Below are 24,995 nucleotides of genomic sequence, written 5' to 3'. Positions count from 1 at the left end.
TTAATTATTTGATAATGGGGTGAGAGCGGAGGGGTATGCAGGCGTTCGACAGGCTCGACAGCGACACCTCGAAACTGGTCGTGCTGTACCTCCAGCGCGTCGGGGACGCTACGCCGGATCGGATCGCGCAACGGCTCCGACTGCCCCTGTTGACCGTACTGGCGACCGTTCGCCACCTGGACGAGGAGGGACTGGTTCGTCGACTGGAGGGTTCGGACCGGGTCGTGCTGGCCGAGGATGCGGGATCGCTGCCGGACCGCCGGCCGCTCGTCTAGTCCAGCACGTCGTCGTTCACGACGTAGTCGGGCACGTCGCCCGCGAGGGTCTGCGCGACGTTTCGCGCCGCCTTCGTCCGGAGTTCGACGACGCTCTCCGCGGAGTTGTAGGCGGCGTGGGGGGTCAAGATCACGTTCTCGAGATCGAGGAGCGGCGAGTCGTCAGCCGGCGGTTCCTCCGCGAGGACGTCGAGGCCGGCGCCGGCGATACCGCCCTCCCGAATCGCCTCGGCCAGCGCGTCCTCGTCGACGATGCCGCCGCGGGCGGTGTTGACGAGGAAGGCGGACTCTTTCATCTGTGCCAGTTCGTCCGCGCCGATCATCCCCTGCGTCTGGGGAGTGAGCGGGCTGTGAATCGAGACGGCGTCCGACTCGGCGAGGAGGGTCGAGAGGTCGTCGACGAGCCGTACGTCCCCCGTCACCTCGTCGACGTACGGGTCGTGAGCGAGGACGTCCATCCCGAACGCGGACGCCTTCTCCGCCACCGCCCGGGCGATGTCGCCGAAGGCGATCAGGCCGAGCGTCTGGCCGTCGAGGCGGTGCATCGTCCGCCCGGCGTTCACGTCCCACTCGCCCGATTTGATCCGGTCGTTGTACTCGACGATCTTGCGCTCCAGCGCGAGCAGGTGGGCGATGGTGTGGCTGGACACTTCGGGGATGCAGTAGTCGGGGACGTTCGTGACGTAGACGCCGCGCTCCGTGGCCGCGTCGAGGTCGACGTTGTCGAAGCCGATGCCCGTCCGGGAGACGACCCGGCAGTTCGGCATGGCGTCGAGCAGGTCGCCGTCGACCTCCTCGTACATCACGATGACGCCGTCGGCGTCCGCGAGAAGGGCCTCCAATGGCTCGTCGCTGGCTTCGGCGTCGATCAGGTCGGCGCCGATCTCGGCGAGAATTTCGCGTTCGAGGTCGAGGTCGTCGAAGGTGTGGTCGGTGAAGACGACAGTTGCGTCGCTCATACGCGCACGAACGTCGGTGGGTCTCGTAAGGATTGGGACGTGGCCGCGGTCTCACCGGCGCCGTGTCTCGGTCCCGCCGTCGGCCGCGGTTCGGGCCTGTCCCTGCGCGTCGACGCCCGGTCCGACACCGGCGTCGATCTCGAACTGCGACAGTTTGCTTCGGAGTTCCGTGGCCTGCTCCGCGAGGGTTCGCGTGTTCTGGGCGACCTGCGTGAGCGAGGAGGTCTGTTCCTCGGCGGCCGCGGAGACGTTTTCGGATTCGGTGCTGACCTGTTCGGCCGCGTCCGCCACCTCGTCGACCATGCTGGCGATCTCCTCCGTCGAGGCGGCCTGATCGTCGGTGGCCGTACTGATCTCCTGAATGCTCCGGTCGGACTCCTCGACGTTGTCCGCGATTTCGTCGAGCGAGTCGAGGGCGTCCTCGATGGTCTCCGTGCCCGAGGTGACACGGGACCCCATCTCCCGGATGTCCGAAACGGTGGTATCCGTCGAGGACTGGACCTCGCCGATGAGCCCCTCCACGTCTTCGGTCGCCGCGGCGACCTCACCGGCCAGTTGCTTGATCTCGTCGGCGACGACGCCGAACCCTTCGCCAGCCTCGCCGGCCCGTGCCGCCTCGATCGAGGCGTTCAACGCCAGCATGTTGGTCTGGTCGGCGATGTCGGTGATCACGTCGACGATCTCGCCGATTTCGTCGACTTCGGACGCGAGCGTCTCCATCTCGTCGATCGTCTCCTCGGATTTGGTCTCGATCGTCGCCATCTCGTCCATGGCAGCGGCCGCGGCCTCCTGGGAGTCCCGACCGAGTTCCGCCGTCACCCGCGACGTTTCGGCGATGCCGTCGGCCGACGACGCCACTTCCTCGACCGTCCCGGAGAGGCTCTGCATCTCGGTGGCAACCTGTTGCAGGTTGTCCGACTGCGCCTCGCCGTCCGCGGAGATTTTCTGAATGGACTCGCTCACCTGCTCGCTCGCGTTCTGGCTCTCCTCGGCTCCGGTCGTCACCTCGTCGCTCGACGCCGCAACGTCGTTGGCAAACGATCGGATCTGCGCCACCGTCGTTTCGAGTTGACTCATCATCGCGTTGAACGCCTCCGCGATGTCGGTCATCGAGCCGTTCCGGCTCTCGGGATCCATCCGCTGCGTGAAGTCGCCGTCTGCGGCCCGGTTCATCGTCGTGCTGAACGCCGTCGCCTTCTCCTCGAGGTGCATGTTGAGGACTTCGGCTTCCTCGCGTGCCGCTTCCGCATCTGCGCGCGAGGTTTCGGCCTCCTCGCGCGCCGTCTCGGCGTCACGTTGCGACTGTTCCGCTTCCGTCCGGGCCTGCTCCGCTTCCGCCCGTCGCCGATTCATCTCCGCTTGCGACTCCTTGAGGTCCGCGACGACGGCCATCGTCCCGATGGAGCCGATCGAGAACACGCCGAGCACGATCGCCTGCAGCGACGTGTTGAGCGTGTCCATGAGTTGCCCGCTGATGCCGAACCACTCGACGGTGACGAGTCCCATCCAGAGGGTGCCCGTCACGGCGACCAGCACGAAACTCGCCCAGAACGTCCGCTCCAGATCCGTATCCTGATAATTTCGGATCCCGATCCCGGCGGCGACGAGGAAGCCGAGCGTCGCCACCGCGTCGACAAAGGGGATGATCGTCTCGAGTACCATCGGTCAGGCCTCCGGTGCGGCGGCGACGTCATCGTCTCCCTCGATGTGCTTCTTCCGGTACGCGTACGCCGCCACGGCGAACGCGATGCCAGCGCCGAGGTTGCCGATGAAGTGTTCGACCAGATTCAACGCTGTCGGCAGGAACAGGTCTTCGAAGTTGGTCGCGAACGCCGCGACGAACAGGAAGCCGTAGGCCGCGACGAACCACCGCGGCGTTTTCTGGTAGTACAGTACGACGGGAATCAGCCCAACGACGGCGACGATCAGGACGACCAGCGACTGCGCCCCGAACACGCCGAATACGGTTGCCATTCTGGGTACCTCTCCTCGTGACCTGCCACGTATGAGCGCTATAATCTATCGTCCCCATTCTCAACCGTGGTATTTTGCCGGTTTCGGCCGGGTCGACAATATATATGAACCGTCCCGCTCAAGCATCGACGACGAATGTTCGACGAGATCATGGAGAAGTTCGAGGGGAGTCCCAGTCAGCAGGCGGTGATCCGACTCCTGCTCGAACGGGGGTTCTCCGTCAACGACAAGGGGCGGGTCGTCTCCGGCGGGATCGAGATCCCCAACACGGGGATCGCCCGCGAAATCGACGTCGACCGCCGGGTGGTCGACTCCACGACCGACGCCATCCTCGACGACCCCGAACTCCGCCGCATCTTCCAGAACATCACGGCCATCCCCAGCCTGATGGATCTGGCGCCGGTCCTCGATCTGACCGTCCTCACCATCTGGGTCGACGACGAGACCGAATCGGGCATCGTCGCCGACGTGACGGCTGCCATCGCCGAGCGCGACATCTCCATCCGGCAGGTCATCAGCGAGGACCCCGAGTTCGTCGACGACCCCAAACTCTACGTCATCACCGACACGGCCCTCCCCGGCGACTTGCTGGTCGAGATTCGCGAACTGCCCTACGTCCGTCGGGTCGAATTCTGATGGCCGACGCCGAGGCGTACCTGACCGTCGCGGAGCGCGCGCAAGCGGAGTTCGAGGTGAAAGGCTCGGAGTTCATCGGCCACGTCGCGCCCGCCGATTCGGTCGACGAGGCGGAGGCGTTCGTGGGCGAGGTACGCGAGGCGTACGCCGACGCGACCCACAACGTTCCCGCGTACCGGGTTCCGGAAGGCGACATGCTCCGCGAGTGGGCGAGCGACGACGGCGAACCCACGGGATCGGCGGGCAAGCCCGCGCTGAACGTCCTCGTCCAGCGCGACCTGCGGAACGTCGTCGCGGTGGTGACCCGCTACTACGGCGGCGTCAACCTCGGTGTCGGCGGCTTGGCGCGGGCGTACGCTCGCGGCGTGAGCGACGCCGTCGACGCCGCGGGCGTGGTCGAGGAACGCCCGCACGAACGGATCGACATCGCCGTCGACTACGACGACTCCGGCACCGTCCGCGGCATTCTGGAGAGCGCGGGCGTCGAATTCGACGCCGCCTACGAAGCACGGGTCACGTTCGAGGTGCGCGTCCCCGTCGACGACGCCGCCGACTTGCGTGACCGCCTCCGCAGTGCGACCGGCGGCCGGGTCGAACTGGGGTGAGCTACGGCGACGTACTGAGCACTCGATGGGTCCGGTTCTGTGGAGATTTATATCGCGTCGTTCGACCGCTGTCTGGCGGTTTTCGACGTGAAAGAGAGGGGTTACTTCGTCCGGAAGGCACGGTCGCCGGCGTCGCCGAGGCCGGGGACGATGAAGCCGTCCTCGTCGAGGTGGTCGTCGATGGCGACGGTGAGGAGGTCCGCCTCGGGGGCGGCCTCGCCCACCCGGAGGAGGCCGTCGGGAGCGCTGACCGCCGACAGGACGAACAGGTTCTCGGGGTCGGCCCCGTCGAGGACGTAGTCGAGGACGGCACACATCGTCGACCCAGTGGCGAGCATCGGATCGGCGACGATGACGGTGTCCTGCTCGCGGATTTCGGGGAGTTTCACGTAGTCGATGGTGATCGGGAACTCGCCGTCCTCGTTCATCCCGGCCTCCTCGTCGCGGCCGGCGCTGATGACGCCCTGTTTGGCGCGGGGGAAGGCCTTCAGAAGCCCCTCGACGAACGGCGTCGCCGCGCGGAGGACGTTGATGATCACCACGTCGTCGAGGCCTTTCACGCGCTCACCGGTCGTCTCGGCCATCGGCGTCTCGATCGAGACGTACTCCGTGTCCATCGCGCCGTCGATGATCTCGTAGCCGCAGATGCGCCCGAGTTTCACGAGCCCCTTCCGGAACGCCACCTGTTCGGTCTCCACGTCGCGGATCTTCGAGAGCGTGTCCTTGGCGAGTGCGTGCGTGACGAGATACGCGTCGTCGCGGTCCTCGATGGTCATACCCCCTATTCGGCGAGCCGAGGCTAATAAAACGCGCTATAGTAGCGTTCGTAAGTCATCGCACAGTCGATCGTACGCCGTCTGGCGATCGGCTGTGCAAACCGTTCCAAACGCTCCTATATCACCGCGTCACCACGTACGTCACCGCCATCAACAGGAGCGTGAGCGAGGCGACGTTCCAGACGGTGACGCTCACGAGACCGACGAGTTCGAGTCCCCAGATGACGCCGTACGCGAAGAGAGAGGAGAGGACGAGATTCATCACGAAGAGCACGCGCGGGTCGCCCTGAGACGCCATACGCGGTGATGTTCCGGCGTCGAAATTAAACCGTTGGGTATCCCGTCTCGGGGAGTTTATGTGCGGACCGGCCCCTTCTATACGGTATGAGCGAGGCCGAGGGGGCGACGGGACGCGAGATCTGGATCGAGAAGTATCGCCCGGAGACCCTCGACGACGTGAAAGGACAGGACGACATCGTCGACCGCCTGCGGAGCTACATCGACCAGGAGGACCTGCCGCACCTTTTATTTTCGGGGCCTGCCGGCGTGGGAAAAACAACCTGCGCCACGGCCATCGCCCGCGAAGTGTACGGCGACGATTGGCGGGGCAACTTCCTCGAACTCAACGCCTCCGACCAGCGGGGGATCGACGTGGTACGCGACCGGATCAAGAACTTCGCGCGGTCGTCCTTTGGCGGCTTCGACTATCGGGTCATCTTTCTCGACGAGGCCGACTCGCTGTGCGTGCCGCCGGGAACTGAAGTGGTGACAGGGTATCCGTCCAAACCCGAAGTGAAGCCGATAGAGGAGGTAAGCCACGACGGTGAGCCGATCCCCTCCGTCGACTTCGAGACGAACGAAATACAATCTGACAAGGGGAAACTTGTCGATTCCGGCGTCGCGGACTTCTTCGAGATCGAACTGGAGGACGGGCGGACGATGTTAGCGAGTTTGACTCACCCGTTCTTCGTGGTCGACGATGACGGGAAACTCGTCGAAAAGGAGCTACGGGAGCTGTCACCGGGGGACGAAATCGCGGATTTCAAAGACGACGTTGGCGTGTCACGGTGCGAAGTCTGTGACGCTTGGACCGCCGGGCGGTTCTGTTCCGTCGACTGCAAGAACGAGGGACACAGCCGCGAGATGCGTGGCGAAAAGAACCCGATGTATGGGACGACATGGTCGGACGAGCGGCGACGAAAGATCGTCGAGAAGCTCTCGGATGGACGATTCGCAGGCGAAAACAACCCGAATTACGGAGGGGAGTTCCACGGCGTCCACGTCTGGGAGATGGACGAGGAGACGGTCGAGCGGGTCCGCGAAACGATAAGCGAGATGCGGTCGGGGACCTCTTGGGAAGAGTGGGTCGTCGACGCCGATCCCGAGCGGGTAAAAGCAGACATCGGGAATTCTTCCGCCGAGTGGTGGGCGAGTCTTGACGACGACGAGAAAGCGGCGCTCATCGAGAAAAGCGTCGAGAACTGTGATTATCCGGTCTGTGATATCACCGGCGACGACAACCCGATGCGTGATCCTGAGGTCGCACAGAAGGTTTCGGACGCACTGCAGGGACACGAACCGACTGGCGGCAATGTCAGACACAGCGACGAGCTCGGTCATCTCGTCCGATCCGACTGGGAGTACGAAGTCGGGAAGTCCCTACAGGACGCGGGCATCGAATACGAGTACGAACCGTCGTTCGAACTGTCCGAGTCGGTGTACCATCCCGACTTCCTGGTCGGCGATACGGTAATCGAGGTCAAAGGCGTCGCCGAACTGTGGGGACAGACGGAGAAGGTAGAGGAGTTCCTCGACAGCTACGGTGACGAATACACGTTCATCGTCGTCGGCGATGGGGGTCTCCCCCATCACGAACACTACGACCGGGCGGAGTTCGAGCCGGCTGTCCTTTCCGACGGGGGCCTCCAAACCGTCAAAACCGCGAAGATCAGCCGTATCGGGTACAGTCACCGTGGAAAGGCCTACAACATCAGCATGGAGGGAACGCCGAACTTCATGCTCGCTAATGGGGTTTTGACCCACAATACCTCTGACGCCCAGTCAGCGCTCCGCCGGACGATGGAGCAGTTCGCGGACAACACGCGCTTTATCCTCTCGTGTAACTACTCCAGTCGGATCATCGACCCGATCCAGTCGCGGTGTGCAGTCTTCCGCTTCTCGCCGCTGCCGGACGAGGCCATCGCGGCACAGGCACGCGAGATTGCCGAGGCCGAGGGGATCGAGATGACCGAGGATGGTCTCGACGCCCTCGTCTACGCCGCCGGCGGCGACATGCGACGGGTGATCAACACCCTTCAGGCGGCGGCGACGACGGGCGATGTCGTCGACGACGAAGCGGTGTATCTGGTGACGAGTACTGCCCGACCCGAGGAGATCGAGTCGATGGTCGAGGCGGCCATCGAGGGCGACTTCCCGCGGGCGCGGTCTACGCTCGAAACGCTCCTCGTCGACTCGGGGATGGCCGGCGGCGACGTGATCGACCAACTGCATCGGTCGGCGTGGGAGTTCGACCTCGACGAGCGCCGGACCGTCCAGCTGATGGAGCGGTTAGGCGAGGCCGACTACCGCATCACGGAGGGGGCGAACGAGCGGGTGCAGTTGGAGGCGATGCTGGCGGCGCTGGCGCTGGAAGAGGAGTAGTCACGTCGGCGCTCACTCTTTCGCGTCCGTCATCAGTTCGTACACGCGGTGGTAGTGGTTCGCCGCTTCTTCTCGCTGGCCCGTTCGCCTGCAGAGGCTCGCGTAGTTGTTGTGGACGATGGCCTCCTCGGAGTCGAGTGGATCGTCGGTGGGTGAGGTGAGTTCGAGGGTGCGTCGGAGATGCGCGGCGGCGTCCTCGGGGCGGTCGAGGTCGTCTTGGAGGAGGAGGGCGTAGTTGTGGTGCGTCGTCTCGTCCTCGGAGTCGAGGATGTCGTCGCTGTCGGACGTGAGTTCGAGGATGTGTCGGAAGTGTGCGGCGGCGTCTTCGGGGCGGTCGAGACTGTGCCGGAGGAGGAGCGCGTATTCGCCGTGGGCGATCCTGTCGTCTGAATCGAGAATATCGTCGGTGGGTGAGGTGAGTTCGAGGGTGCGTCGGAAGTGTGTGGCGGCGTCTTCGGGGCGATTCAGCTCGTTTCGGAGGAGCGTGGCGTAGTTGCGGTGGACGGCCTCGTCCTCGGAGTCGAGTGGGTCCCCGGTCGGGGAGTCGAGTTCGAGGATGCGCCGGAAGTGAGGCGTGGCGTCCTCGCCCCGGTCGAGGCCATGACGGAGGAGCGTGGCGTAGTTGCGGTGGGTGGTCTCGTCCTCGGAGTCGAGGATGTCGTCACTGGGGGCGGTCATCTCGAGGATGCGGCGGAAATGATCGGCGGCGTCCTCGGGCCGGTCGAGTTCGTCACGGAGGAGGAGGGCGTACTTGCCGTGGATGGACTCGCTGTCGGAGTCGAGGAGGTTGTCGGAGGGAGAGGTGATCTCTAGTGCTCGGCGGAAGTGGTCGGCGGCGTCCTCGGGCCGGCCGAACTCTTCGGCGAGGAGCGAACCGTAGTTGTGGTGCAGGCTCTCGTTCTCGGCGTCGAGGGGATCGTCGGAGGGGGAGGTGATCTCTAGTGCCCGGCGGAAGTGATCGGCGGCGTCCTCTGGGCGGTCGAGGTCGTGCCGGAGCAGCCGTGCGTAGTTCTGGTGCGTGATTCGGTTCTCTGCGTCGAGGATGTTCGTCGACGACGCGTCGAGTTCGAGCGCTCGGCGGAAGTGGTCGGCGGCGTCCTCGGGACAGTCGAGGTCGTCGCGGAGAAGGACGGCGTAGTTGCGGTGGGTGGTTTCGTCGTCGGAGTCGAGGATGTCGTCGGTGGGAGAGGTGAGTTCGAGGGCGCGTCGGAAGTGGTCGGCGGCGTCTTCGGGTCGGTCGAGTGCGTGGTCGAGGAGAAGGGCGTACGCGCCGTGCAGATTCCTGTCGTCGGCGTCGAGGGGGTCTCCTGTGGCGGATTCGAGTTCGAGCGCTCGGCGGAAGTGGTCGGCGGCGTCCTCGGGCCGGTCGAGGTCGCGGTACAGGAGTTGTGCGTAGTTGCGGTGGGTGGTTTCGTCATCAGAGTCGAGGATATCGTCACCGTCCGCGGTGATCTCCAGTGCGCGGCGGAAGTGGGCAGCAGCGTCCGCGGGGCGGTCGAGGTGGTGTCGCAGGAGGAGGGCATACGCACCGTGCAGATCCCTGTCGTCGGCGCCGAGGGGATCGTTGGAGGGGGAGGTGAGTTCGAGGGCGCGGCGGAAGTGGGTGGCGGCGTCCTCGGGGCGGTCGAGGTCGTCGCGGAGGAGAGACGCGTACTGCCGGTGGCTCGTCGCGTCGTCGGAGTCGAGGATATCGTCGGTGGGAGAGGTGAGTTCGAGGGCGCGTCGGAAGTGGTCGGCGGCGTCGTCGGAGCGGTCGAGGTCGTAGGCGACAGCCGCGTAGTTGCGGTGGATGATCTCGTTGTCCGATTCGAGCGGATCCTCGGTGTCGGCGTCGAGTTCGAGGGCACGGCGGAAATGCGGGGCTGCGTCCTCGGTGCGGTCGAGTTCGTGGTGCAAGAGCCGTGCGTAGTTGCGGTGGGTCGTCAGATCGTCGGAGTCGAGGATGTCGTCGGTGGGGGAGGTGAGTTGGAGGATGCGCCGGAAGTGTGTGGCGGCGTCCGCGTATCGGTCGAGGTCCTGCCTGAGAAGGAGGGCGTACGCGCCGTGCAGATTCCTGTCGTCGGCGCCGAGGGGATCGTTGGAGGGGGAATCGAGTTCGAGAGCGCGCCGGAGGTGAGCTGCGGCGTCGTCGGCGCGGTCGAGCGAATCGCGCAGGAGGATGGCGTACGCCCTGTGTACGCTCTCGTTCTCAGCGTCGAGGGGATCGTCCGAGGGTGAGTCGAGTTCGAGGGCGCGGCGGAAGTGGGTGGCGGCGTCCTCGGGGCGGTCGAGGTCGTCGCGGAGAAGGACGGCGTAGTTGTGGTGGGTAGTTTCGTCGTCGGAGTCGAGGATATCGTCACCGTCCGCAGTGATCTCCAGTGCGCGGCGGAAGTGGTCGGCGGCGTCTTCGGGTCGGTCGAGATCGTCCCGAAGGAGAAGGGCGTACGCCCCGTGGCGGTCCCTGTCGTCGGCGTCGAGAGGATCGTCGGAGGGGGAATTGAGTTCGAGGACACGTCGGAAGTGGGCGGCGGCGTCTTCAGGGCGGTCGAGGTCGTCGCGGAGGATGACGGCGTAGTTACGGTGGGTGTCTCGGTCGTCGGAGTCGAGGATGTCGCCGGTGGGAGAAGTGAGTTTGAGGACGCGTCGGAAGTGGGCGGCGGCGTCCTCGGGACGACCCAGGCCGTTGTACAGGTTGAGCGCGTAGTGTCGGTGTACGCCCTCGTTGTCAGATTTGAGGATTTCGTCGCCGGGAGCGTTGATCGCTAGCGCCCGGCGGAAGTGGACGGCGGCGTCTTCGGGTCGGTCGAGGTCGTCTCGGAGGAGGAGGGCGTAGTTGTGGTGGGTGGTTTCGTCGTCGGAGTCGAGGATGTCGTCGGTAGGAGAGGTGAGTTGGAGGATGCGGCGGAAGTGGTCGGCGGCGTCCTCGGGGCGGTCGAGGTGGTGGCGCAGGAGAATAGCGTACGACCCGTGTGTGTCTCTGTCCTCGGAGTCGAGGATGTCGTCGGTGGGGGAGGTGAGTTCGAGGGCGCGGCGGAAGTGGTCGGCGGCGTCTTCGGGTCGGTCGAGGTCGTCGCGAAGGACGACGGCGTAGTTACGGTGAACGGGTTCGTCGTCGGAGTCGAGTGGGTCCCTTGACGAGGAAGTGAGTTCGAGGGCGCGGCGGAAGTGGTCGGCGGCGTCTTCGGGTCGGTCGAGGTCGTCGCGGAGAAGGACGGCGTAGTTACGGTGTGCGGCTTCGTTGTCGGAGTCGAGGATGTCGTCGGTGGGGGAGGTGAGTTCGAGGGCGCGGCGGAAGTGGTCGGCGGCGTCCCCGGGACGGTCGAGATCGTTGTTCAACAACATGGCGTACTCGCGGTGTGCCGTTTCGTTGTCGGATTCGAGGATGTCGTCGGAGGGTGAACTGAGCGCTAGCGCCTCTCGGTAGTGATCCTCCGCTTCTTCGGAGTCCAACTGGTCTTCCAGAATGCTCGCGTACAACAGATGAACCCCCGGATGCTCCGGATCTATCTCCTTGCAGTGGTCTAGGTGTCGCTTCGCCAACTGCGGCCGAGACACGTCACTCTCCTTGACCCTGAAGGCGAACCGTGCGTTGAGCTGTAACACCCACTGGTGATCGGTCGAGGGGATGTACTGCTCGTCGAGCCCGTCGAGCAGGAACTCCGACACGGCGTCGGCGTACGTGCGGACTCCGTGATCCGTCTCTTCGAAGATGGCGACGGCTTCGAGTTGCGTGTCGTGGAGGCTGTACTCGACTTCCGGTCCGTACACGTCGTCGCCGGCCGTGTCGATCCACTGCCGATCGACGAGTGACTGAACCGCCTCCAAGAAGTCGCCCATCCCTCTCGACCCGCCGCCGATGACCTGCTGGTAGAACCCCCAGACGAGCCGGCAGTAGTAGCGGGAGTAGCCCAGATCGAAGACGAGTTTGCACGCTTTGAGTACGTCCAGCGCCGGGTCGTCGGCACCGGCCAGCACCTCGTCGTACCGTTCCGCCCAGATTTCCGCCGCCGTCTCGGGCAGCGCCTGCACGTCGTCGCCCGTCACGGTTCCGCCCTCGCGGAGGACGGCGTCCAGATACACCGGCGCGGATTCGTGTTCCGCCGCCTCGACGAGGTCTTCGAGGATATCCTGCTCGATCCTCGCGCCGTATTTCTCGGCCATGCGCCGGCCGATCTCTTTCAGCTTCTCGTGACTGAGCGGCTCCAGTTCGACGGGTTCGATGTCGCCCCAGAGTCCCTCTTCACGCCGCTGAATCGTCCGCACGGCCGCGACCGTGTCCCCGAGGCGGTCCAGCTCGCCCGACCGCGCCGCCGTGAGGAGATGCAGCGCGTGTCCTTGCCGATCCAGCGTCGTCTCGAGTTTCGTGACCACGTCCTCGAACACCGCGATTTCCCGGTTCTCGTTGATGCGATGGATGTCGTCCCACACGAGCAGGACGTCTCCGTCGTACTGTCGGCGTTCGAAGGCGTACTGATCCTGTGGCTGCGTGAGATCCTCGGGGTGGACGATGTGTTCGACACCGCGCCGCCGCCGTTGGACGAGCGCGGCCAGGGCGCGTGTCTTCCCCGCGCCCGCCGGCCCGACCAGGAGGAGCTTGTTCGCGTCGGGGACGTCTCTCAGGTCCGGGCGTGGCACGTAGGGCACCGGATTCGGGGGCAGGAGCTGGTCCACGACTTCCTCGGTGTCGTCCGCGTCGTAGTGGACGAGCCTGCTGGGCGGGCCCAGCTGTTCGACGTAGTCGTCGAGGCGCTCCCGTAGCTCCCGCAACCGCGCCGTAGTCTGTATGTCGAGTTCCGTTTCGAGCTGTCGCCTGAGCGTCTCGTCGTTCGCGACCGTCTGCTGAAAGGCTTCGACGGCGTCCTGATACGTCTCGGCGACGACTTCACGGAGTTGCGAGCGGGTGGTGTCGTCCAGATCGGAGTTCGTCTCCGTCGCCACCGTCTCGACGACGGCGTCGACGGCGTCGTCTACGTCCCCGTACACCATCTCCAGACCCTCCAGTTCGGTCGCCACGGCATCCCACTCGTCGACGACGTCGAGAAGCGTCCAGTTCTGCCGTCTTCGGGCCTCTTCCCGAATTTGGTCCTCCAGTTCGGTGTGGAACTGTGTGAGGAGCGGGTCGAGGTCGGTCGAATACCGCCGATCTCGGAGATCACGAACGACGAACTGCCGCCCAGCGGCCGTTCCAGCAACCAGTCCGGTCGCAATCAGACTGGCGGCGACGCCGCTGAGCATGACGTCTCGGAATCTGTCAGTACTACTAATAAATCGTTCGCCGGATTCGGTTCGTTTCGCCCGCCTTCGAGGCGCCTCGGCCACTCGATCCGACGTTAGAATCGTGACACGCGTCCCGTTCGGCTATCGGTAACTCCGCCTTCCCGGAACTGTTTTACCCGGAGACGGGCCAAAGAGGTGGTAATGAGCGAACTCGAAGACGCCTATCGCCTCGACTACTTCGAGGAGGAGGGGTTCACTCGACAGGAGTGTGCCTCCTGTGGCGCCCACTTCTGGTCGCGGATCGAGCGCGACACCTGCGGCGAGCCACCCTGTGACGACTACACGTTCATCGGCAATCCGGGCTTCGACGAGGCGTACACGCTGGAGGAGATGCGCGAGGCCTTCCTCTCTTTCTTCGAGGAGAACGGTCACGAGCGCATCGACCCGTACCCCGTCGCGGCGAACCGCTGGCGCGACGACGTGCTCCTGACGCAGGCCTCTATCTACGACTTCCAGCCGCTGGTCACGTCCGGCGAGACGCCGCCGCCAGCCAACCCCCTGACGATCAGCCAGCCCTGCATCCGGATGCAGGACATCGACAACGTGGGCAAGACGGGCCGGCACACGATGGCCTTCGAGATGATGGCCCACCACGCGTTCAACACCCGCGAGGACGCCGAAGACGACTACGCCTACGAGGGCGAGGTGTACTGGAAAGACGAGACGGTCCAGTACTGCGACGAGTTCTTCGAGCACATGGGTGCCGATCCTGCGGAGATCACGTATATCGAGGACCCGTGGGTCGGCGGCGGCAACGCCGGCCCGGCGTTCGAGGTGATCTACCGTGGCCTCGAACTCGCCACGCTCGTCTTCATGTCCATGGAGCAGGACCCCGACGGCGAGTACGAGATGAAAGACGGCAACCGCTACAGCCCGATGGACACGTACATCGTCGACACGGGCTACGGGCTGGAGCGGTGGACGTGGATGACGCAGGGGACGCCGACGGTCTACGAAGCCGTCTACCCCGAGATGATCGACTTCCTCATGGAGCACGCGGGCATCGAGCACTCCGCGGCGGAGGAGGACCTCATCCGCGAGGCCGCCCGTCTTTCGGGCTATCTCGACATCGACGAAATCGAGGACCTCGCGTCCGCGCGGGCGGAGGTGGCCGAGGAACTCGGCGTCGACGCCGACCGTCTCACCGACCTGCTCGAACCCCTCGAAGACATCTACGCCATCGCGGACCACTGCCGGACGCTGGCGTACATGCTTGGCGACGGCATCGTCCCCTCGAACGTCGGCACGGGCTATCTGGCGCGGATGGTGCTCCGGCGGACCAAACGCCTCGTCGACGGGCTCGGAATCGACGCGCCGCTCGACGAACTCGTCGACATGCAGGCCGAGCGGCTGGGCTACACCAACCGCGACACCATCCGCGACATGGTGCGGACGGAGGAGGGGAAGTACCGCCGGACGCTCGAACGCGGCCGGCGCAAAGTCGAGAGCATCGCGGAGGAGTACGCCGAACGCGACGAGCCGATCCCCCGTCAGACGCTGATCGAACTCTACGACTCCCACGGCATCCAGCCGGACATGGTCGCGGAGATTGCCCAAGACTACGGCGCCGCCGTCGACGTGCCCGACGACTTCTACGGGCTGGTCGCCGCCCGCCACGAGGGCGAGGGGGCGAGCGAGGCCGCCCACGAACGCGACGACCGTCTCGACGACCTGCCCGAGACCGACCGCCTGTTCTACGACGACCAGGAGCGCACGGAGTTCGAGGCGGTCGTCCTCGACGTGTTCGAACGCGAGGACGGCTACGACGTGGTGCTCGACCAGACGATGTTCTACCCCGAAGGAGGGGGCCAGCCGGCCGACACGGGAACCCTCTCGACGGACGAGACGACGGTCGAAGTGACCGACGTGCAGCGCCGTGACGGGGTGGTCCTCCACCGCACCGACGGCAACCCCGGCAAGGGTGAGTTCGTCCGCGGGCGGGTCGACGCCGAGCGCCGCTACGCGTTGATGCGTCACCACACGGCGACACACGTCATCGGCTACGCCGCCCGGCAGGTACTGGGCGAGCACGTCCGGCAGGCCGGAGCCCAGAAGGGGACGGACCAGTCCCGTCTCGACGTGCGCCACTTCCGGCGCATCAGTCGGTCGGAAGTCAAAGAGATCGAACGCGTCGCCAACGAGGTGGTGCGGGACAACCGCCCGGTCACGCAGGAGTGGCCGGATCGACACGAGGCGGAGGCGAAACACGGCTTCGACCTGTATCAGGGTGGCGTCCCGCCGGGCCAGCAGATCCGCCTCATCCACGTCGAGGAGGACGTGCAGGCGTGTGCCGGCACCCACGTCTCCCGCACGGGCGACATCGGCGCGATCAAGATACTCAAGACCGAGCCGATTCAGGACGGCGTCGAGCGCATCGTCTTCGCGGCGGGCGAGGCGGCCATCGAGGCGACCCAGCGCACCGAGGACGCCCTCTACGACGCGGCGGATATCCTCGACGTGTCCCCGACGGAGGTGCCCGAGACGGCCGAGCGCTTCTTCGAGGAGTGGAAAGAACGGGGCAAGCAGATCGACCGCCTCAAGGAGGAACTCGCCGAGGTGCGGGCGGCCGCGGCGGACGCCGACGAGGTCGAGATCGCGGAGGGTGTCACCGCTGTGGTCCGGCGGATGGACGCCGACGCCGACGAACTCCGCGCCACCGCCAACGCCATCGTCGACGAGGGATCCGTGGCGGTCCTCGGGAGCGCCCAGGGTGGGAGCGCGCAGTTCGTCGTCGGTGTCCCCGACGACGTCGACATCAACGCCGGGGAGGTCGTCGGTCGCCTCGCCGCGCAGGTGGGTGGCGGCGGCGGCGGCCCGCCGGACTTCGCGCAGGGCGGCGGCCCCGACGTGGACGCCCTCGGCGACGCTCTCGACGACGCGCCCGACGTACTCCGAGCGATCAAGAACGCCTGATTCGGTTCGCTTGTCTGATTTCGTGTCCCGCTACGACGGCCGTAGCCTCGCGCAGCCCGATGTAATCGATCAATCGCGAAAATCTCACTGCTGAAGTTCTCGGACGAAGCTTCATATGCCATTCCGGAAACAGACTCGGTGTGAAGTCGCCCTCCCGTGTCTCGCGTGCGTCGCTGCTGACGGTGGCCGGTCTCCTCGTCATCGGCATCGCGGCGCTCACGAGCGTCTCCATTCCCGGTCAATCGCTGTTCCGGGAGGTGACGTTGCTGGATCTTCTGATGGGGGTGAGTCCCATCGATCTGCCGTCGCTGGCTTACACCGGTGGCCTGTTTTTCATCGGGTTCGCGGCCACCGTGATCGGGCTAGTCCTTCTCGTCGCACGCGTGTATTGAGAAACGCCCTACTGTCTCGCGGTCGTACGGTCGACTATGCCGACTGCATCGAACGGGTCCGTGTCGTGCTACTACGAGACCGATGGCGAGGGGGAGACGGTGGTTTTCCTCGGCGACGTGGGCTACGGCGCCTGGCAGTGGGGCTGGCAACACGCCGGGTTGACGGGACCGTTCGAGACGCTCGTGACCGACCTCCGGGGCGCGGGACGATCCGACGCGCCGCCGGGTCCCTACGCCGTCGACGACTTCGTCGCCGACGTGCAGGCTGTCCTCGACGACCACGGCGAGCGGACGGTTCACGTCGTCGGCGCGGGACTGGGTGGGATGGTCGCGCTCGAACTCGCCCGGATCTCGACCCGGCCTGCGTCGCTCGGCCTCCTCGGCACCGCGCCCGGAGGCGCCGACCTGACGCTCGATCCGCTGTTCGGGTCGCCGGCCGATCCCGACGAACTGGAGTCGTCGCTCGCGGCCGCCCTCTCACGGGACTTCCTCGACGCGCACCCCGACGAGGTCGCACGGATCGTCGACTGGCGCGCCGCGGAGGACGCCACCCGCGAGGCGTGGGACGCCCAGGCCGCCGCCGTCGAGGCGTTCGACATCACCGACCGCCTGTACGAAGTCGACTGCCCGGCACTCGTGCTCCACGGTCGCGACGACGCCGTCTGGCCGCTCGAATACGGACGACGCCTCGCCGAGAACCTCCCGCGCGGCGAGTTCGTCGAACTGGATGGCGGCCACCTGATCGGCATCGAGCGCTCCCGCGAGGTGAACGACCGGCTGTTCGGCTTCTTCGAATCGGCGTAAGAGACTAACTGCTCGCCGGCCTGCTGCAAGTAATGACCTTGCGGCTCGCCCTGCTGGACGCCTCGCACGGCACGGACCACACGCGCCGAAACTTCCGGCGCGAACTCGACGCCGACCTCGCGGAGTTCGACGTGACCAGCGGCGACCTCCCTCCCGACTTCGACTACGACGGGGTCGTCGTGACCGGGTCGCGTTCCTCCGTCTACTGGGACGAGGCGTGGATCGACGACTTGGTCGACTGGGTGGCGCGGGCAGCCGAGCGCGGCCTGCCCGTTTTCGGCGTCTGTTACGGCCACCAGGTGCTGGCCGAGGCGCTCGGCGGCCGGGTCGAGGCGATGGACGACATCGAACTCGGCTACCGCGAAATCGAGCGGCTGGTCGACGACCCGCTCCTCGACGGCATCGACACCCCCTTCGTCGCCTTCGAGACCCACTCGGACCGCGTGGTCGACCTGCCGCCCGGCGCGACGCTCCTCGCCGAGAACGACCGCGGCGTGCAGGCGTTCCGCCGCGACGACTGCTGGGGCGTGCAGTTCCACCCCGAGTACGATCGGGGGAGCGCCGAACGCGTGACGAAGGGAAAGGATCTGCCAGCGGAGCGCATTCGGGCCGTCGTCGACGACATCGACGACGACAACTACGCCGCCGCCTGCCGGACCAAGCGCCTGTTCGACAACTTCACCGACTACGTGCGCGAGCGACGGGCGGTCGCGGCCGACGACTAAATCGTCGGTAACGACGTACAACGACCCTTATGGGGGCTGCTCCCGGAATGCCGGTATGGACCACGATCTGACGATCGACGAGAAACGCGTCTACGCCGACCGGACGGGGGCCGACGAGGTGCTGATCGCCGCCGAACAGGGCGTGGTCGTCGCGTCGCTCTCCGACGACCGCGTCGGCGAGTTCGGCCTCGACCACCGGGGTGCCGTCCGCGACGTGGCCACCGCCAGCGACCGCCGCGCCGTCGCCACCGACGCGGACGTCCTCGTGGGCGACTACGATCCGACCGACTTCGGCCCCGCCGTCGCCGTCGGCTTCCACGACGACGCACTCCTCGCGGCCAGCCCGAACGGCCGGGTGGCCCGCCTCGACGAGACGTGGACGACGCTGGGGGAGGTCGACACCCCGCGCGCCATCGACGGCGGGATGATCGCCGCCGAGAGCGGCGTCCACCAGGTCGTCGACGACGGCTTGCGGAACGTCGGCCTCGAGGGTGTCCACGACGTGTACGGCCGGGGGATGCCGCTCGCGGCGACCGACGACGGCCTCTACCGCCTCGGCAACGGCTGGATGGACGACGTGCGCGGCGCGTTCTGGGTCGTCAGTGCGGATGACGACGACGATCGCGCCCACGCCGCGAGTGAGGCGGGGCTGTTCGCCCGCGAGGCGGTCGGCGAGTGGACGGCCGTCGACGTGCCGACCGCCGACCCCGTCGACGTGGCTTACACCGACGCGGCGACGGTTGTGGTGGCGGCTGGGGGGACGCTCTTGGCCGACGCGGGCGACGGCTGGCGGAGCCGCGAACTGGGCGTCTCGGGCGTCGCGGCGGTGGCGATTCAGCGATAACGGAAACGGTTTTCGGGGCGGCCGTCGACCACCGCATATGATCGTACCCGGTTCCGCCTCGCAGGCGCTCGGCGCGGCGCTGGCTGCCGAGACGGGACACTCGCTCGCCGCCGTCGACTACGAGCGGTTCCCCGATGGCGAACTGATGGCGTCGGTGACGATGGACGACACCGACCGGGCAATCGTCGTCGCCGCGACGACCACCGACGCGGCCCACGTCGAACTCCTCCAGTTACAGGACGCCGTCCGCGAGGCCGGCGCCGACGAGGTAGTGACCGTCCTCCCCTACATGGGCTACGGCCGGCAGGAACGCGCCTTCGAGGCGGGCCAACCCGTCTCCGCGCGAGCGATGGCCCGCGCCATCTCGACCGGCACCGACCGGGTCATCCTCGTCAACCCGCACGAGGCGTCGGTGACCGACTTCTTCACCGTCCCCTGTACGGTCGTCGACGCCGCGGCGCAGTTGGCCGACCCGCTCCCCCCGGAGCTGATCGATCCGCTCTTCCTCTCGCCCGACGCGGGCGCTATCGCCCTCGCGGAGTCGGCCCGCGACGCCTACGGTCGCGGCGACGTGGATTACTTCGAGAAGGTGCGTCACTCGGGGACCGAGGTGGAGATCACGCCGAGCGACGCCGCCGTCGCAGACCGGGACGTGGTGGTCGTCGACGACATCGTCGCCACCGGATCGACGATGAGCGAGTCCATCGGCGTCCTCAACGACCGAGGCGCCGCGAGCGTGATCGTCACCTGCATCCACCCCCTCTTCGCCCGAAACGCGCGGACGAAACTCGAACGCGCCGGTGTGTCGGCCATCTACGCGACGGATACGGTCGAACGCGACGTGACCGCCACCTCCGTCGCGCCCGTCGTCGCCGACGTACTCTAACCGGGGCGATGTCAGACCCGACGCCCGAACCGCCCGCCCTCGACGACGCCCTCGTCCTCGCCCCCGACTGTCGCCGCTGTCCCGCCCTCGCCGACGCTCGCGACCGCATCGCGTGGGGGAACGGACCGCGGGACGCCGACGTGATGGTGGTCGGGGAGGCGCCGGCGGCGGGTGATCCGGACGACCCCGAGTGGCCCGGCGGCAACCGCTCGGGGCTGGCGTACACCTCGCGTCACTCCGGGCGACGGATTCGCTCCCTGCTCGCAGCCGTCGGCATCGACGACGCGTTCTACACGAACGCGGTGAAATGCTTTCCGCCGGATGGGGAGGGATCGAACCGGGAGCCGACACCGGAGGAACGGTCGAACTGCCGCGACCACCTCCGAGCGGAACTCGACGCCGTCGGCCCGACGGTCGTCCTCCCGACTGGCAAGCACGCGACGACGACGCTTCTCGTCGCCGAGGGACGGGAACTCGACGGCTTCCTCGATCACGTCCTCGACCCCGTCGACGCGCCGACGCTGGGCGCGACGGTGATCCCCCTGCTCCATCCTTCCTACGCGGACGTGTGGCGGTCGCGTCTGGGGTACGACCGCGACTCGTATCGCGCGGCGCTGGCGGCGGCGTTGCGGTCGTGTGGTGTCGACGCCACCGACTGATGCCGGCGTATGTGTCGATATCGCCGTCTCCGGGACGCTTTTCAGACGGGACAGCGATCGTACAGGTATGAGCGACTGCATCTTCTGTTCCATCGTCGACGGCGACATCCCCAGTTACACCGTGTACGAAGACGACACCGTGATGGCCTTCCTCGACGCCAACCCGCTGGCGCGCGGGCACACCCTCGTCATCCCGAAGGCTCACCACGAACGCGTCAACGACCTGCCCGCCGACCTGGCCGCGGACGTGTTCGCCGCGGTCCACGACCTGACCGACCGCGTCGAGGACGCCGTCGACGCCGAGGCGACGACTATCGCGGTCAACAACGGGGCCGCCGCCGGGCAGGAGGTCCCCCACGTCCACGCCCACATCGTCCCCCGCGACGAGGCCGACGGCGGACGCCCCATCCACGCGCTGATCGAGAATCCGCCCGAGGTCGACGACGACGAACTCGGTGACGTGGCCGAGGCCATCCGCGCCGACTGACCCGTTCCGTCACCGTGTCGGCTCCCCCGCGCAGCGACTGCTATCGTCGTCCGACACCGCGCGGTACGCCCGCTCTCATCGAATAGATTAAAAATTCCATATTTGGGGAATAGGAACGGAATTATCTCCATATGTTGATTAATCCGATAAAAGTGTACTAGGTAACGCACCTTAAAGAATATATACTGGAAGTGCGTTCAATTCAGTGGATGAGGTGATCGAGCTACGAACACACCACCGCGCGACCGACGTATCGGTCCCCGATCCCGCTGTCGTCACAGCCACACGAGACGGTCAGTCTCCAGGGTGTTACACTGGGAAATGCTACCCTGTACCGTCGACCGTCGCTATCGATCGGAGCGATCACCCGGTTGCTCCGTCTACGACCGACGGTTGACCGGCTATTCGTCCATGGCCAACGCTCCCGCCCTGCTCCCGGTGGGAGCAATACACCCTGTTTAATGCCACGTACCACAGCGCCTCGTCGGAGTGACGAGGCTGATCCTCGCGCGGCCAGTCCCCACGTCCGACGTACTTACTCGTCCTACGACGCGCTCGGCACGTAGATCGCTCCCTCGCGAGCGATCACGTCCCGTTCGGTCAGCGTTCGGAGCACCGGAAAGAGCGAGATTTTGCGGATGTCGAGGGCGTCGTGGAGTTCGTCTATCGACGCGCCGTCCGTCGCGGTGAGAAACAGGTAGACGAGTTTCGATTCGGCGGACGTGAGGTCGTCCGGAACGTCGATGCCGGTGTCGGGCGTGTCGAACTGGGTGGCGCTCATCTTGTTCTGTTTGTCAACTGCCAGACGCATAAATGTTTCTGTGATGTGATATGTTGTGATCGATGGGGAACAATCATCTGATGGGGTGTGGTACGTGTACAAAAGTCGTACTATATACGCCTATAGGCCGCTCAAAGGCCTCTTTTCGTTATTCGCAAAATCGAATTATCCCAATGATCGTTCATTCACTTCTGATCGAATGTACCATAATAATGATATTCTTTCGGTGGAGGAGCGGCGCGCCGTCGGCGGTTAGCCGTCCGTCTCCATTCTAGTCGCCTCGACTGCCGCTGGATACCAGTCCGGCCGCTCGACGGTGGTGTTGCCGACGTCTTCGATCCGCACCGTCCGCGTGACGACGCGGGTTCCGGACCGGTACCGGACGGTCCGTGTCGTCCGCATCGTCCGCACGATCCCGTTCGTGTCCACGAGGAGCGTCATGGACGCGTTCGTCGTCACCGCGGTGTCGTTCAACTCGGCGTCGATGCGATACCGGCGGGCGCCGTCCCGCAGTACCGGGGTAACCGTCGCTGCGGTGCGCGTGTTCAGCCGATACAGCGTCTGTCGCTGGATGGCTGCACTCAGTTTCACCGACGAATTGAATAGGTCGACGCGGCGATACGTGGCGTTCCCGTCGGCGTCGACGCGTCGATAGGTGGTCGTCCCCTCGCGCCACGACGCCCGCTCGTCCGGCCGGCGTGCGTATCGCGCTGGCGCGTCGCCGACGGCGTTCGAGGTACTCACGACCGACCCCCTGATCGTCCCCGTCGGATCGACACGCCACGTCCGGTTCGTGACGACACGGTAGTCCGCATCGGTCGGTCGGGAGGTCGTCGTCGCGTGGATGGTGAACGACTGGGATTCGAGCGCTGTCGTGTGCGCTCGAACGAGTGCGTTCGCGTCCGTCACGGCGTCGTCGTCGAGACCCGGCGGCGGTGCCGACTGACTCGTCGGTGCCACACAGCCCGCGCCGACGAGCAACAGGCCGACGACGACGGCGGCCACCCGACGGCGCGGCGTCATTGGGGCCACACCTCCGGGAAGCCGTAGGCGTAGTAGTAGAGCTCCGCGACCCCCGAGAGTGCGAGTAGTGCGCCTGCGACCCGGTAGATTCGTTCCGTGTAGCCGGCGAGGGCGGAGACGACGGACGAACTACCGACCGCCGACACGCCGGTCACGACGACCAGCACCGCACTCATCCCGGCCGCATAGGCGGCGGCGATGCCGACGCCGAACAGCGGGCCTGCGGTCAGCCCCCGTGCCACGACGGCGAGAAACAGCGGCGCCGTACAGCCCGCGGCGGCGCCCGCGTACAACACGCCGAAGAGGAAGAACCCGACGACCGACCGTCGGCGCTTCGGCAACCGGACGATAGAGCGGGAGACTTTCCAGCCGGCCGCCATCGCCGTCCCCGCGACGACGAACAGGCCACCGACGACGACTTCCAGTATCGCGATGTCGGCCAGCGCTCGCGCGCCGAGTGCGGCCGTCGTCCCCGCGAGGCCGACGTAGACGAGCGTGATGCCGAGACTCGCCACAACGGCGACGAGTCCCGCACGCGCCAGCGGACCGCGTACGCGGTCGGTGTGTGGGCGGGCTGGCGTCCCCGTCTCCTCCGTCGCCATCGAGACGGTATCTCCCAGAAAGTAGGAGAGATAGCCCGGGAGCAGCGGGAACGCACACGGGGCGAAAAAGGTCGCGGTGCCCGCGGAGAACGCGAGGGCGAGCAGGGCGGGTGGAGTGAGACCGGTCATCGTCACGCCTCCGCCACGAGGGGTTCGATCAGGGCGTCGAACTCCTCGAAGGTCCGCGCCCGGACCCGGGGGCCGTCGCCCCCCGGGTCGCCGTCGGCGTCGAACAGCAGGTTCGTCGGGTAGCGGTTGGCGTTCCACCGCTCGGTGGCCGTCAGGGCGGGATCCATCACGACCGGCCACGTTCCCTCGTACTCCGCCCAGAACTCCTCGACGAGCGTCTCGTCCACCTCCGGCGTGATCGACACCATGTGGAGCGCGTCGGCGTCGTACTCGGCTCGGAGCTTCCGAAACTCGGACATCTCGCGCTGACACGGCCGACACCACGTCGTAAAGAAGTTCAGCAAAGTGACCGTCTCCGGTGCCTTGAGGCGGACTTGGCCGTCCGGCAGGTCACCGGTCGTGACCGCCGAGGGGAGGGTGAGCGGATCGTCCGTCGCCGTCGTCGGCGCGGTCTCGTCCGTCGCACCACCACCTAACTGGCCCGCACAGCCGCCGATACTGACGCTCATCGCTGTACCGATGGCTCTCAGGAAGAGCCGACGCTGTCTGGAGGGCATGCAACTCCGAGGGTTCTTTCCGCTCTCACATAAGTGCCGGTGACTTCCGACCCGCGCCGCCCCCGAGTTTTAATCCGAAGCCGTCTCCATCCCGGGGTATGGCAGACGCTGGCGACGAGACGGCGGCGCTGGTCGGCGCGACCGGCGGGGCAGGGACGACACGGCTGACGGTCGAACTCGGCGCACTCCTCGCGAACGACGGGCGGGACGTGGCAGTCCTCGACGCCGCGTTCGCGACACAGGGACTCTCCGACTACCTCTCCGGCCGCATCGATCCGGATCTGACGACCCTCCTCACCGACGAGCGTGACACGCCCCTCTCGGCGGGGCTGGTCGACTTCTCGCTCGACGACGCGACCGGACGGCTGGCGTGCTGTCCCGCCGTCGCCCCGTTCGAGCGGCTGGCTCGCGCGAAGACGCCCGCGGCCGCGCAGGCGCTCGAAGCCCGCATCGACGAGGCAGCCGAGACGTTCGATCACGTCCTCGTCGACACGCCGCCCGTGGCCGCCAACCAGTCGGTCGGCGCAGTGAACGCCGCGTCACGGACCGTGTTGATCGCGCCGGCGACGACCCGCGGTCGCGACGCCGTCCAGCGCACGACCGGCCGGCTCGACGATCTCGACGTCGATGTCGACGCCGTCGTCACGACGCGCGGAGAGCTATCGGTCGCCGATGCGGCCGTCCCGGAGACCGACGCCGAGGTGACGGCCGCGCCGACCTGTCTGACGGAACGCTCGACTGCGGCCGCCGTCGCCACCGTCGCCAGCGTCGTCCTCGACGCCGATCCCTCGACCGGTGACGGTCCGGGCCTGCTCGATTCCGTCGGCGACTTCGTCTCCCGATGAGCCGTGTGGTTCGGTACCACCACTTGAACAATAGTTATAATGTTTCGATCGGTTGTCAGGAGTGCAATGACCCTCCGTATTATTGACTGAGCGCGAGCCCAGTCGTGAGGAATGTCCTCCGGCGGGGGCTCTCCGACCGTACGGTCGTTCGACCGCTTCCCGAGGCTGTCTGCGACGGCGGTTCGTCTCGCCTCTACCCGGCGATA

Annotated in this window: 22 protein-coding genes and 3 pseudogenes; 15 read left to right on the top strand and 10 right to left on the bottom strand. The window is 66.3% G+C overall.

Annotated elements, in window-relative coordinates; genetic code table 11:
• Window positions 1–35: 35 nt before the first annotated feature.
• A complete protein-coding gene (locus DU502_RS00235; protein ID WP_121921263.1) occupies window positions 36–275 on the top strand; it encodes a hypothetical protein in 240 nt (79 codons plus the stop codon).
• On the opposite strand, the gene DU502_RS00230 is transcribed toward DU502_RS00235, so the two are convergent.
• The 3 genes from DU502_RS00230 to DU502_RS00220 are packed head-to-tail and all read right to left on the bottom strand — an operon-like array spanning window position 272 to window position 3,208.
• Window positions 272–1,234: a C-terminal binding protein gene (locus DU502_RS00230; RefSeq protein WP_121921264.1), complete on the bottom strand. Its 963-nt coding sequence runs from the start codon at window positions 1,232–1,234 to the stop codon at window positions 272–274. The genes DU502_RS00235 and DU502_RS00230 overlap by 4 nt on opposite strands.
• A gap of 51 nt (window positions 1,235–1,285) precedes the next feature.
• On the bottom strand, window positions 1,286–2,896 hold the full coding sequence (locus DU502_RS00225; RefSeq protein ID WP_121921265.1) for a methyl-accepting chemotaxis protein: 1,611 nt from the start codon (window positions 2,894–2,896) through the stop codon (window positions 1,286–1,288).
• 3 nt (window positions 2,897–2,899) lie between these two features.
• Complete coding sequence (locus DU502_RS00220) at window positions 2,900–3,208, bottom strand: hypothetical protein (protein WP_121921266.1); 309 nt, start codon at window positions 3,206–3,208, stop codon at window positions 2,900–2,902.
• Between the two features lie 135 nt (window positions 3,209–3,343).
• Between DU502_RS00220 and DU502_RS00215 the strand changes: the two genes are divergently transcribed.
• Together DU502_RS00215 and DU502_RS00210 are read left to right on the top strand one after the other, a co-directional pair.
• On the top strand, window positions 3,344–3,844 hold the full coding sequence (locus DU502_RS00215; RefSeq protein ID WP_121921267.1) for an amino acid-binding protein: 501 nt from the start codon (window positions 3,344–3,346) through the stop codon (window positions 3,842–3,844).
• A complete protein-coding gene (locus tag DU502_RS00210; protein ID WP_121921268.1) occupies window positions 3,844–4,449 on the top strand; it encodes an IMPACT family protein in 606 nt (201 codons plus the stop codon). The genes DU502_RS00215 and DU502_RS00210 overlap by 1 nt, the downstream gene beginning before the upstream one ends.
• A 101-nt stretch (window positions 4,450–4,550) precedes the next feature.
• On the opposite strand, the gene upp is transcribed toward DU502_RS00210, so the two are convergent.
• Together upp and DU502_RS18005 are read right to left on the bottom strand one after the other, a co-directional pair.
• The gene (gene upp, locus DU502_RS00205) at window positions 4,551–5,225 is read right to left on the bottom strand and encodes a uracil phosphoribosyltransferase (RefSeq protein WP_121921269.1); all 675 of its coding nucleotides are present in this window, start codon (window positions 5,223–5,225) and stop codon (window positions 4,551–4,553) included.
• A gap of 121 nt (window positions 5,226–5,346) precedes the next feature.
• Complete coding sequence (locus DU502_RS18005) at window positions 5,347–5,523, bottom strand: hypothetical protein (RefSeq protein WP_166033591.1); 177 nt, start codon at window positions 5,521–5,523, stop codon at window positions 5,347–5,349.
• Between the two features lie 86 nt (window positions 5,524–5,609).
• Here DU502_RS18005 and DU502_RS18585 point away from each other — a divergent pair.
• From DU502_RS18585 to rfc, 3 pseudogenes are all read left to right on the top strand, one after another.
• Window positions 5,610–5,966 (top strand): annotated as a pseudogene (locus DU502_RS18585) (AAA family ATPase); the annotation flags it as partial.
• Window positions 5,967–5,969: 3 nt separating this feature from the next.
• Window positions 5,970–7,268: pseudogene (locus tag DU502_RS00200) on the top strand (NUMOD3 domain-containing DNA-binding protein); the annotation flags it as partial.
• A gap of 3 nt (window positions 7,269–7,271) precedes the next feature.
• A pseudogene (gene rfc / locus DU502_RS18945) lies at window positions 7,272–7,886 on the top strand (replication factor C small subunit); the annotation flags it as partial.
• Between the two features lie 12 nt (window positions 7,887–7,898).
• Here rfc and DU502_RS00195 read toward each other — a convergent pair.
• Complete coding sequence (locus tag DU502_RS00195; protein ID WP_121921271.1) at window positions 7,899–13,100, bottom strand: tetratricopeptide repeat protein; 5,202 nt, start codon at window positions 13,098–13,100, stop codon at window positions 7,899–7,901.
• A 183-nt stretch (window positions 13,101–13,283) separates the two neighbouring features.
• Here DU502_RS00195 and alaS point away from each other — a divergent pair, with 183 nt between their 5' ends.
• The 8 genes from alaS to DU502_RS00155 all read left to right on the top strand — a co-directional run bounded on the left by alaS (window position 13,284) and on the right by DU502_RS00155 (window position 20,852).
• Complete coding sequence (gene alaS / locus DU502_RS00190) at window positions 13,284–16,055, top strand: alanine--tRNA ligase (protein WP_121921272.1); 2,772 nt, start codon at window positions 13,284–13,286, stop codon at window positions 16,053–16,055.
• Window positions 16,056–16,195: 140 nt separating this feature from the next.
• On the top strand, window positions 16,196–16,447 hold the full coding sequence (locus DU502_RS00185) for a hypothetical protein (RefSeq protein WP_121921273.1): 252 nt from the start codon (window positions 16,196–16,198) through the stop codon (window positions 16,445–16,447).
• 36 nt (window positions 16,448–16,483) lie between these two features.
• A complete protein-coding gene (locus DU502_RS00180) occupies window positions 16,484–17,251 on the top strand; it encodes an alpha/beta fold hydrolase (RefSeq protein WP_121921274.1) in 768 nt (255 codons plus the stop codon).
• Between the two features lie 32 nt (window positions 17,252–17,283).
• Window positions 17,284–17,976, top strand: a complete 693-nt coding sequence (locus DU502_RS00175; RefSeq protein WP_121921275.1) for a type 1 glutamine amidotransferase — start codon at window positions 17,284–17,286, stop codon at window positions 17,974–17,976.
• Between the two features lie 55 nt (window positions 17,977–18,031).
• A complete protein-coding gene (locus DU502_RS00170) occupies window positions 18,032–18,820 on the top strand; it encodes an HVO_0234 family beta-propeller protein (RefSeq protein WP_121921276.1) in 789 nt (262 codons plus the stop codon).
• A 37-nt stretch (window positions 18,821–18,857) separates the two neighbouring features.
• Window positions 18,858–19,706: a ribose-phosphate diphosphokinase gene (gene prs, locus DU502_RS00165; protein WP_121921277.1), complete on the top strand. Its 849-nt coding sequence runs from the start codon at window positions 18,858–18,860 to the stop codon at window positions 19,704–19,706.
• An 8-nt stretch (window positions 19,707–19,714) separates the two neighbouring features.
• Window positions 19,715–20,365 carry a uracil-DNA glycosylase gene (locus DU502_RS00160; protein ID WP_121921278.1) on the top strand — a complete coding sequence of 217 codons (651 nt, stop codon included), beginning with the start codon at window positions 19,715–19,717 and terminating at the stop codon, window positions 20,363–20,365.
• Window positions 20,366–20,432: 67 nt separating this feature from the next.
• Window positions 20,433–20,852 carry an HIT family protein gene (locus DU502_RS00155; protein ID WP_121921279.1) on the top strand — a complete coding sequence of 140 codons (420 nt, stop codon included), beginning with the start codon at window positions 20,433–20,435 and terminating at the stop codon, window positions 20,850–20,852.
• A 544-nt stretch (window positions 20,853–21,396) separates the two neighbouring features.
• Here DU502_RS00155 and DU502_RS00150 read toward each other — a convergent pair.
• From DU502_RS00150 to DU502_RS00135, 4 genes are all read right to left on the bottom strand, one after another.
• Window positions 21,397–21,633, bottom strand: a complete 237-nt coding sequence (locus DU502_RS00150; RefSeq protein ID WP_121921280.1) for a TrmB family transcriptional regulator — start codon at window positions 21,631–21,633, stop codon at window positions 21,397–21,399.
• Window positions 21,634–21,885: 252 nt separating this feature from the next.
• Window positions 21,886–22,656, bottom strand: a complete 771-nt coding sequence (locus tag DU502_RS00145) for a DUF7537 family lipoprotein (protein WP_121921281.1) — start codon at window positions 22,654–22,656, stop codon at window positions 21,886–21,888.
• Window positions 22,653–23,387, bottom strand: coding sequence for a cytochrome c biogenesis CcdA family protein (locus DU502_RS00140; protein ID WP_124896981.1), 735 nt, complete (start codon window positions 23,385–23,387; stop codon window positions 22,653–22,655). Before DU502_RS00140 ends, DU502_RS00145 begins: the two co-directional genes overlap by 4 nt.
• A 2-nt stretch (window positions 23,388–23,389) precedes the next feature.
• Entirely contained in the window at window positions 23,390–23,944 is a 555-nt protein-coding gene (locus DU502_RS00135; RefSeq protein WP_121921283.1) for a TlpA disulfide reductase family protein, read from the bottom strand.
• Between the two features lie 98 nt (window positions 23,945–24,042).
• On the opposite strand from DU502_RS00135, the gene DU502_RS00130 reads away from it, so the two are divergent.
• Window positions 24,043–24,789 carry a P-loop NTPase family protein gene (locus DU502_RS00130; RefSeq protein ID WP_121921284.1) on the top strand — a complete coding sequence of 249 codons (747 nt, stop codon included), beginning with the start codon at window positions 24,043–24,045 and terminating at the stop codon, window positions 24,787–24,789.
• Window positions 24,790–24,995: the final 206 nt, after the last annotated feature.

This window comes from Haloplanus aerogenes (assembly GCF_003856835.1).
GTDB lineage: Archaea > Halobacteriota > Halobacteria > Halobacteriales > Haloferacaceae > Haloplanus > Haloplanus aerogenes.
Note: the sequence above shows the minus strand (reverse complement) of the source record. Positions and strands in the feature narration are given on the sequence as shown.

Excerpts from the sequence above, each read along its gene's own strand:
- DU502_RS00235 (WP_121921263.1), top strand. The coding sequence starts at position 36 with ATGCAGGCGTTCGACAGGCTCGACAGCGACACCTCGAAACTGGTCGTG.
- DU502_RS00230 (WP_121921264.1), bottom strand. The coding sequence starts at position 1,234 with ATGAGCGACGCAACTGTCGTCTTCACCGACCACACCTTCGACGACCTC.
- DU502_RS00225 (WP_121921265.1), bottom strand. The coding sequence starts at position 2,896 with ATGGTACTCGAGACGATCATCCCCTTTGTCGACGCGGTGGCGACGCTC.
- DU502_RS00220 (WP_121921266.1), bottom strand. The coding sequence starts at position 3,208 with ATGGCAACCGTATTCGGCGTGTTCGGGGCGCAGTCGCTGGTCGTCCTG.
- DU502_RS00215 (WP_121921267.1), top strand. The coding sequence starts at position 3,344 with ATGTTCGACGAGATCATGGAGAAGTTCGAGGGGAGTCCCAGTCAGCAG.
- DU502_RS00210 (WP_121921268.1), top strand. The coding sequence starts at position 3,844 with ATGGCCGACGCCGAGGCGTACCTGACCGTCGCGGAGCGCGCGCAAGCG.
- upp (WP_121921269.1), bottom strand. The coding sequence starts at position 5,225 with ATGACCATCGAGGACCGCGACGACGCGTATCTCGTCACGCACGCACTC.
- DU502_RS18005 (WP_166033591.1), bottom strand. The coding sequence starts at position 5,523 with ATGGCGTCTCAGGGCGACCCGCGCGTGCTCTTCGTGATGAATCTCGTC.
- DU502_RS00195 (WP_121921271.1), bottom strand. The coding sequence starts at position 13,100 with ATGCTCAGCGGCGTCGCCGCCAGTCTGATTGCGACCGGACTGGTTGCT.
- alaS (WP_121921272.1), top strand. The coding sequence starts at position 13,284 with ATGAGCGAACTCGAAGACGCCTATCGCCTCGACTACTTCGAGGAGGAG.
- DU502_RS00180 (WP_121921274.1), top strand. The coding sequence starts at position 16,484 with ATGCCGACTGCATCGAACGGGTCCGTGTCGTGCTACTACGAGACCGAT.
- DU502_RS00175 (WP_121921275.1), top strand. The coding sequence starts at position 17,284 with ATGACCTTGCGGCTCGCCCTGCTGGACGCCTCGCACGGCACGGACCAC.
- DU502_RS00170 (WP_121921276.1), top strand. The coding sequence starts at position 18,032 with ATGGACCACGATCTGACGATCGACGAGAAACGCGTCTACGCCGACCGG.
- prs (WP_121921277.1), top strand. The coding sequence starts at position 18,858 with ATGATCGTACCCGGTTCCGCCTCGCAGGCGCTCGGCGCGGCGCTGGCT.
- DU502_RS00160 (WP_121921278.1), top strand. The coding sequence starts at position 19,715 with ATGTCAGACCCGACGCCCGAACCGCCCGCCCTCGACGACGCCCTCGTC.
- DU502_RS00155 (WP_121921279.1), top strand. The coding sequence starts at position 20,433 with ATGAGCGACTGCATCTTCTGTTCCATCGTCGACGGCGACATCCCCAGT.
- DU502_RS00150 (WP_121921280.1), bottom strand. The coding sequence starts at position 21,633 with ATGAGCGCCACCCAGTTCGACACGCCCGACACCGGCATCGACGTTCCG.
- DU502_RS00145 (WP_121921281.1), bottom strand. The coding sequence starts at position 22,656 with ATGACGCCGCGCCGTCGGGTGGCCGCCGTCGTCGTCGGCCTGTTGCTC.
- DU502_RS00140 (WP_124896981.1), bottom strand. The coding sequence starts at position 23,387 with ATGACCGGTCTCACTCCACCCGCCCTGCTCGCCCTCGCGTTCTCCGCG.
- DU502_RS00135 (WP_121921283.1), bottom strand. The coding sequence starts at position 23,944 with ATGCCCTCCAGACAGCGTCGGCTCTTCCTGAGAGCCATCGGTACAGCG.
- DU502_RS00130 (WP_121921284.1), top strand. The coding sequence starts at position 24,043 with ATGGCAGACGCTGGCGACGAGACGGCGGCGCTGGTCGGCGCGACCGGC.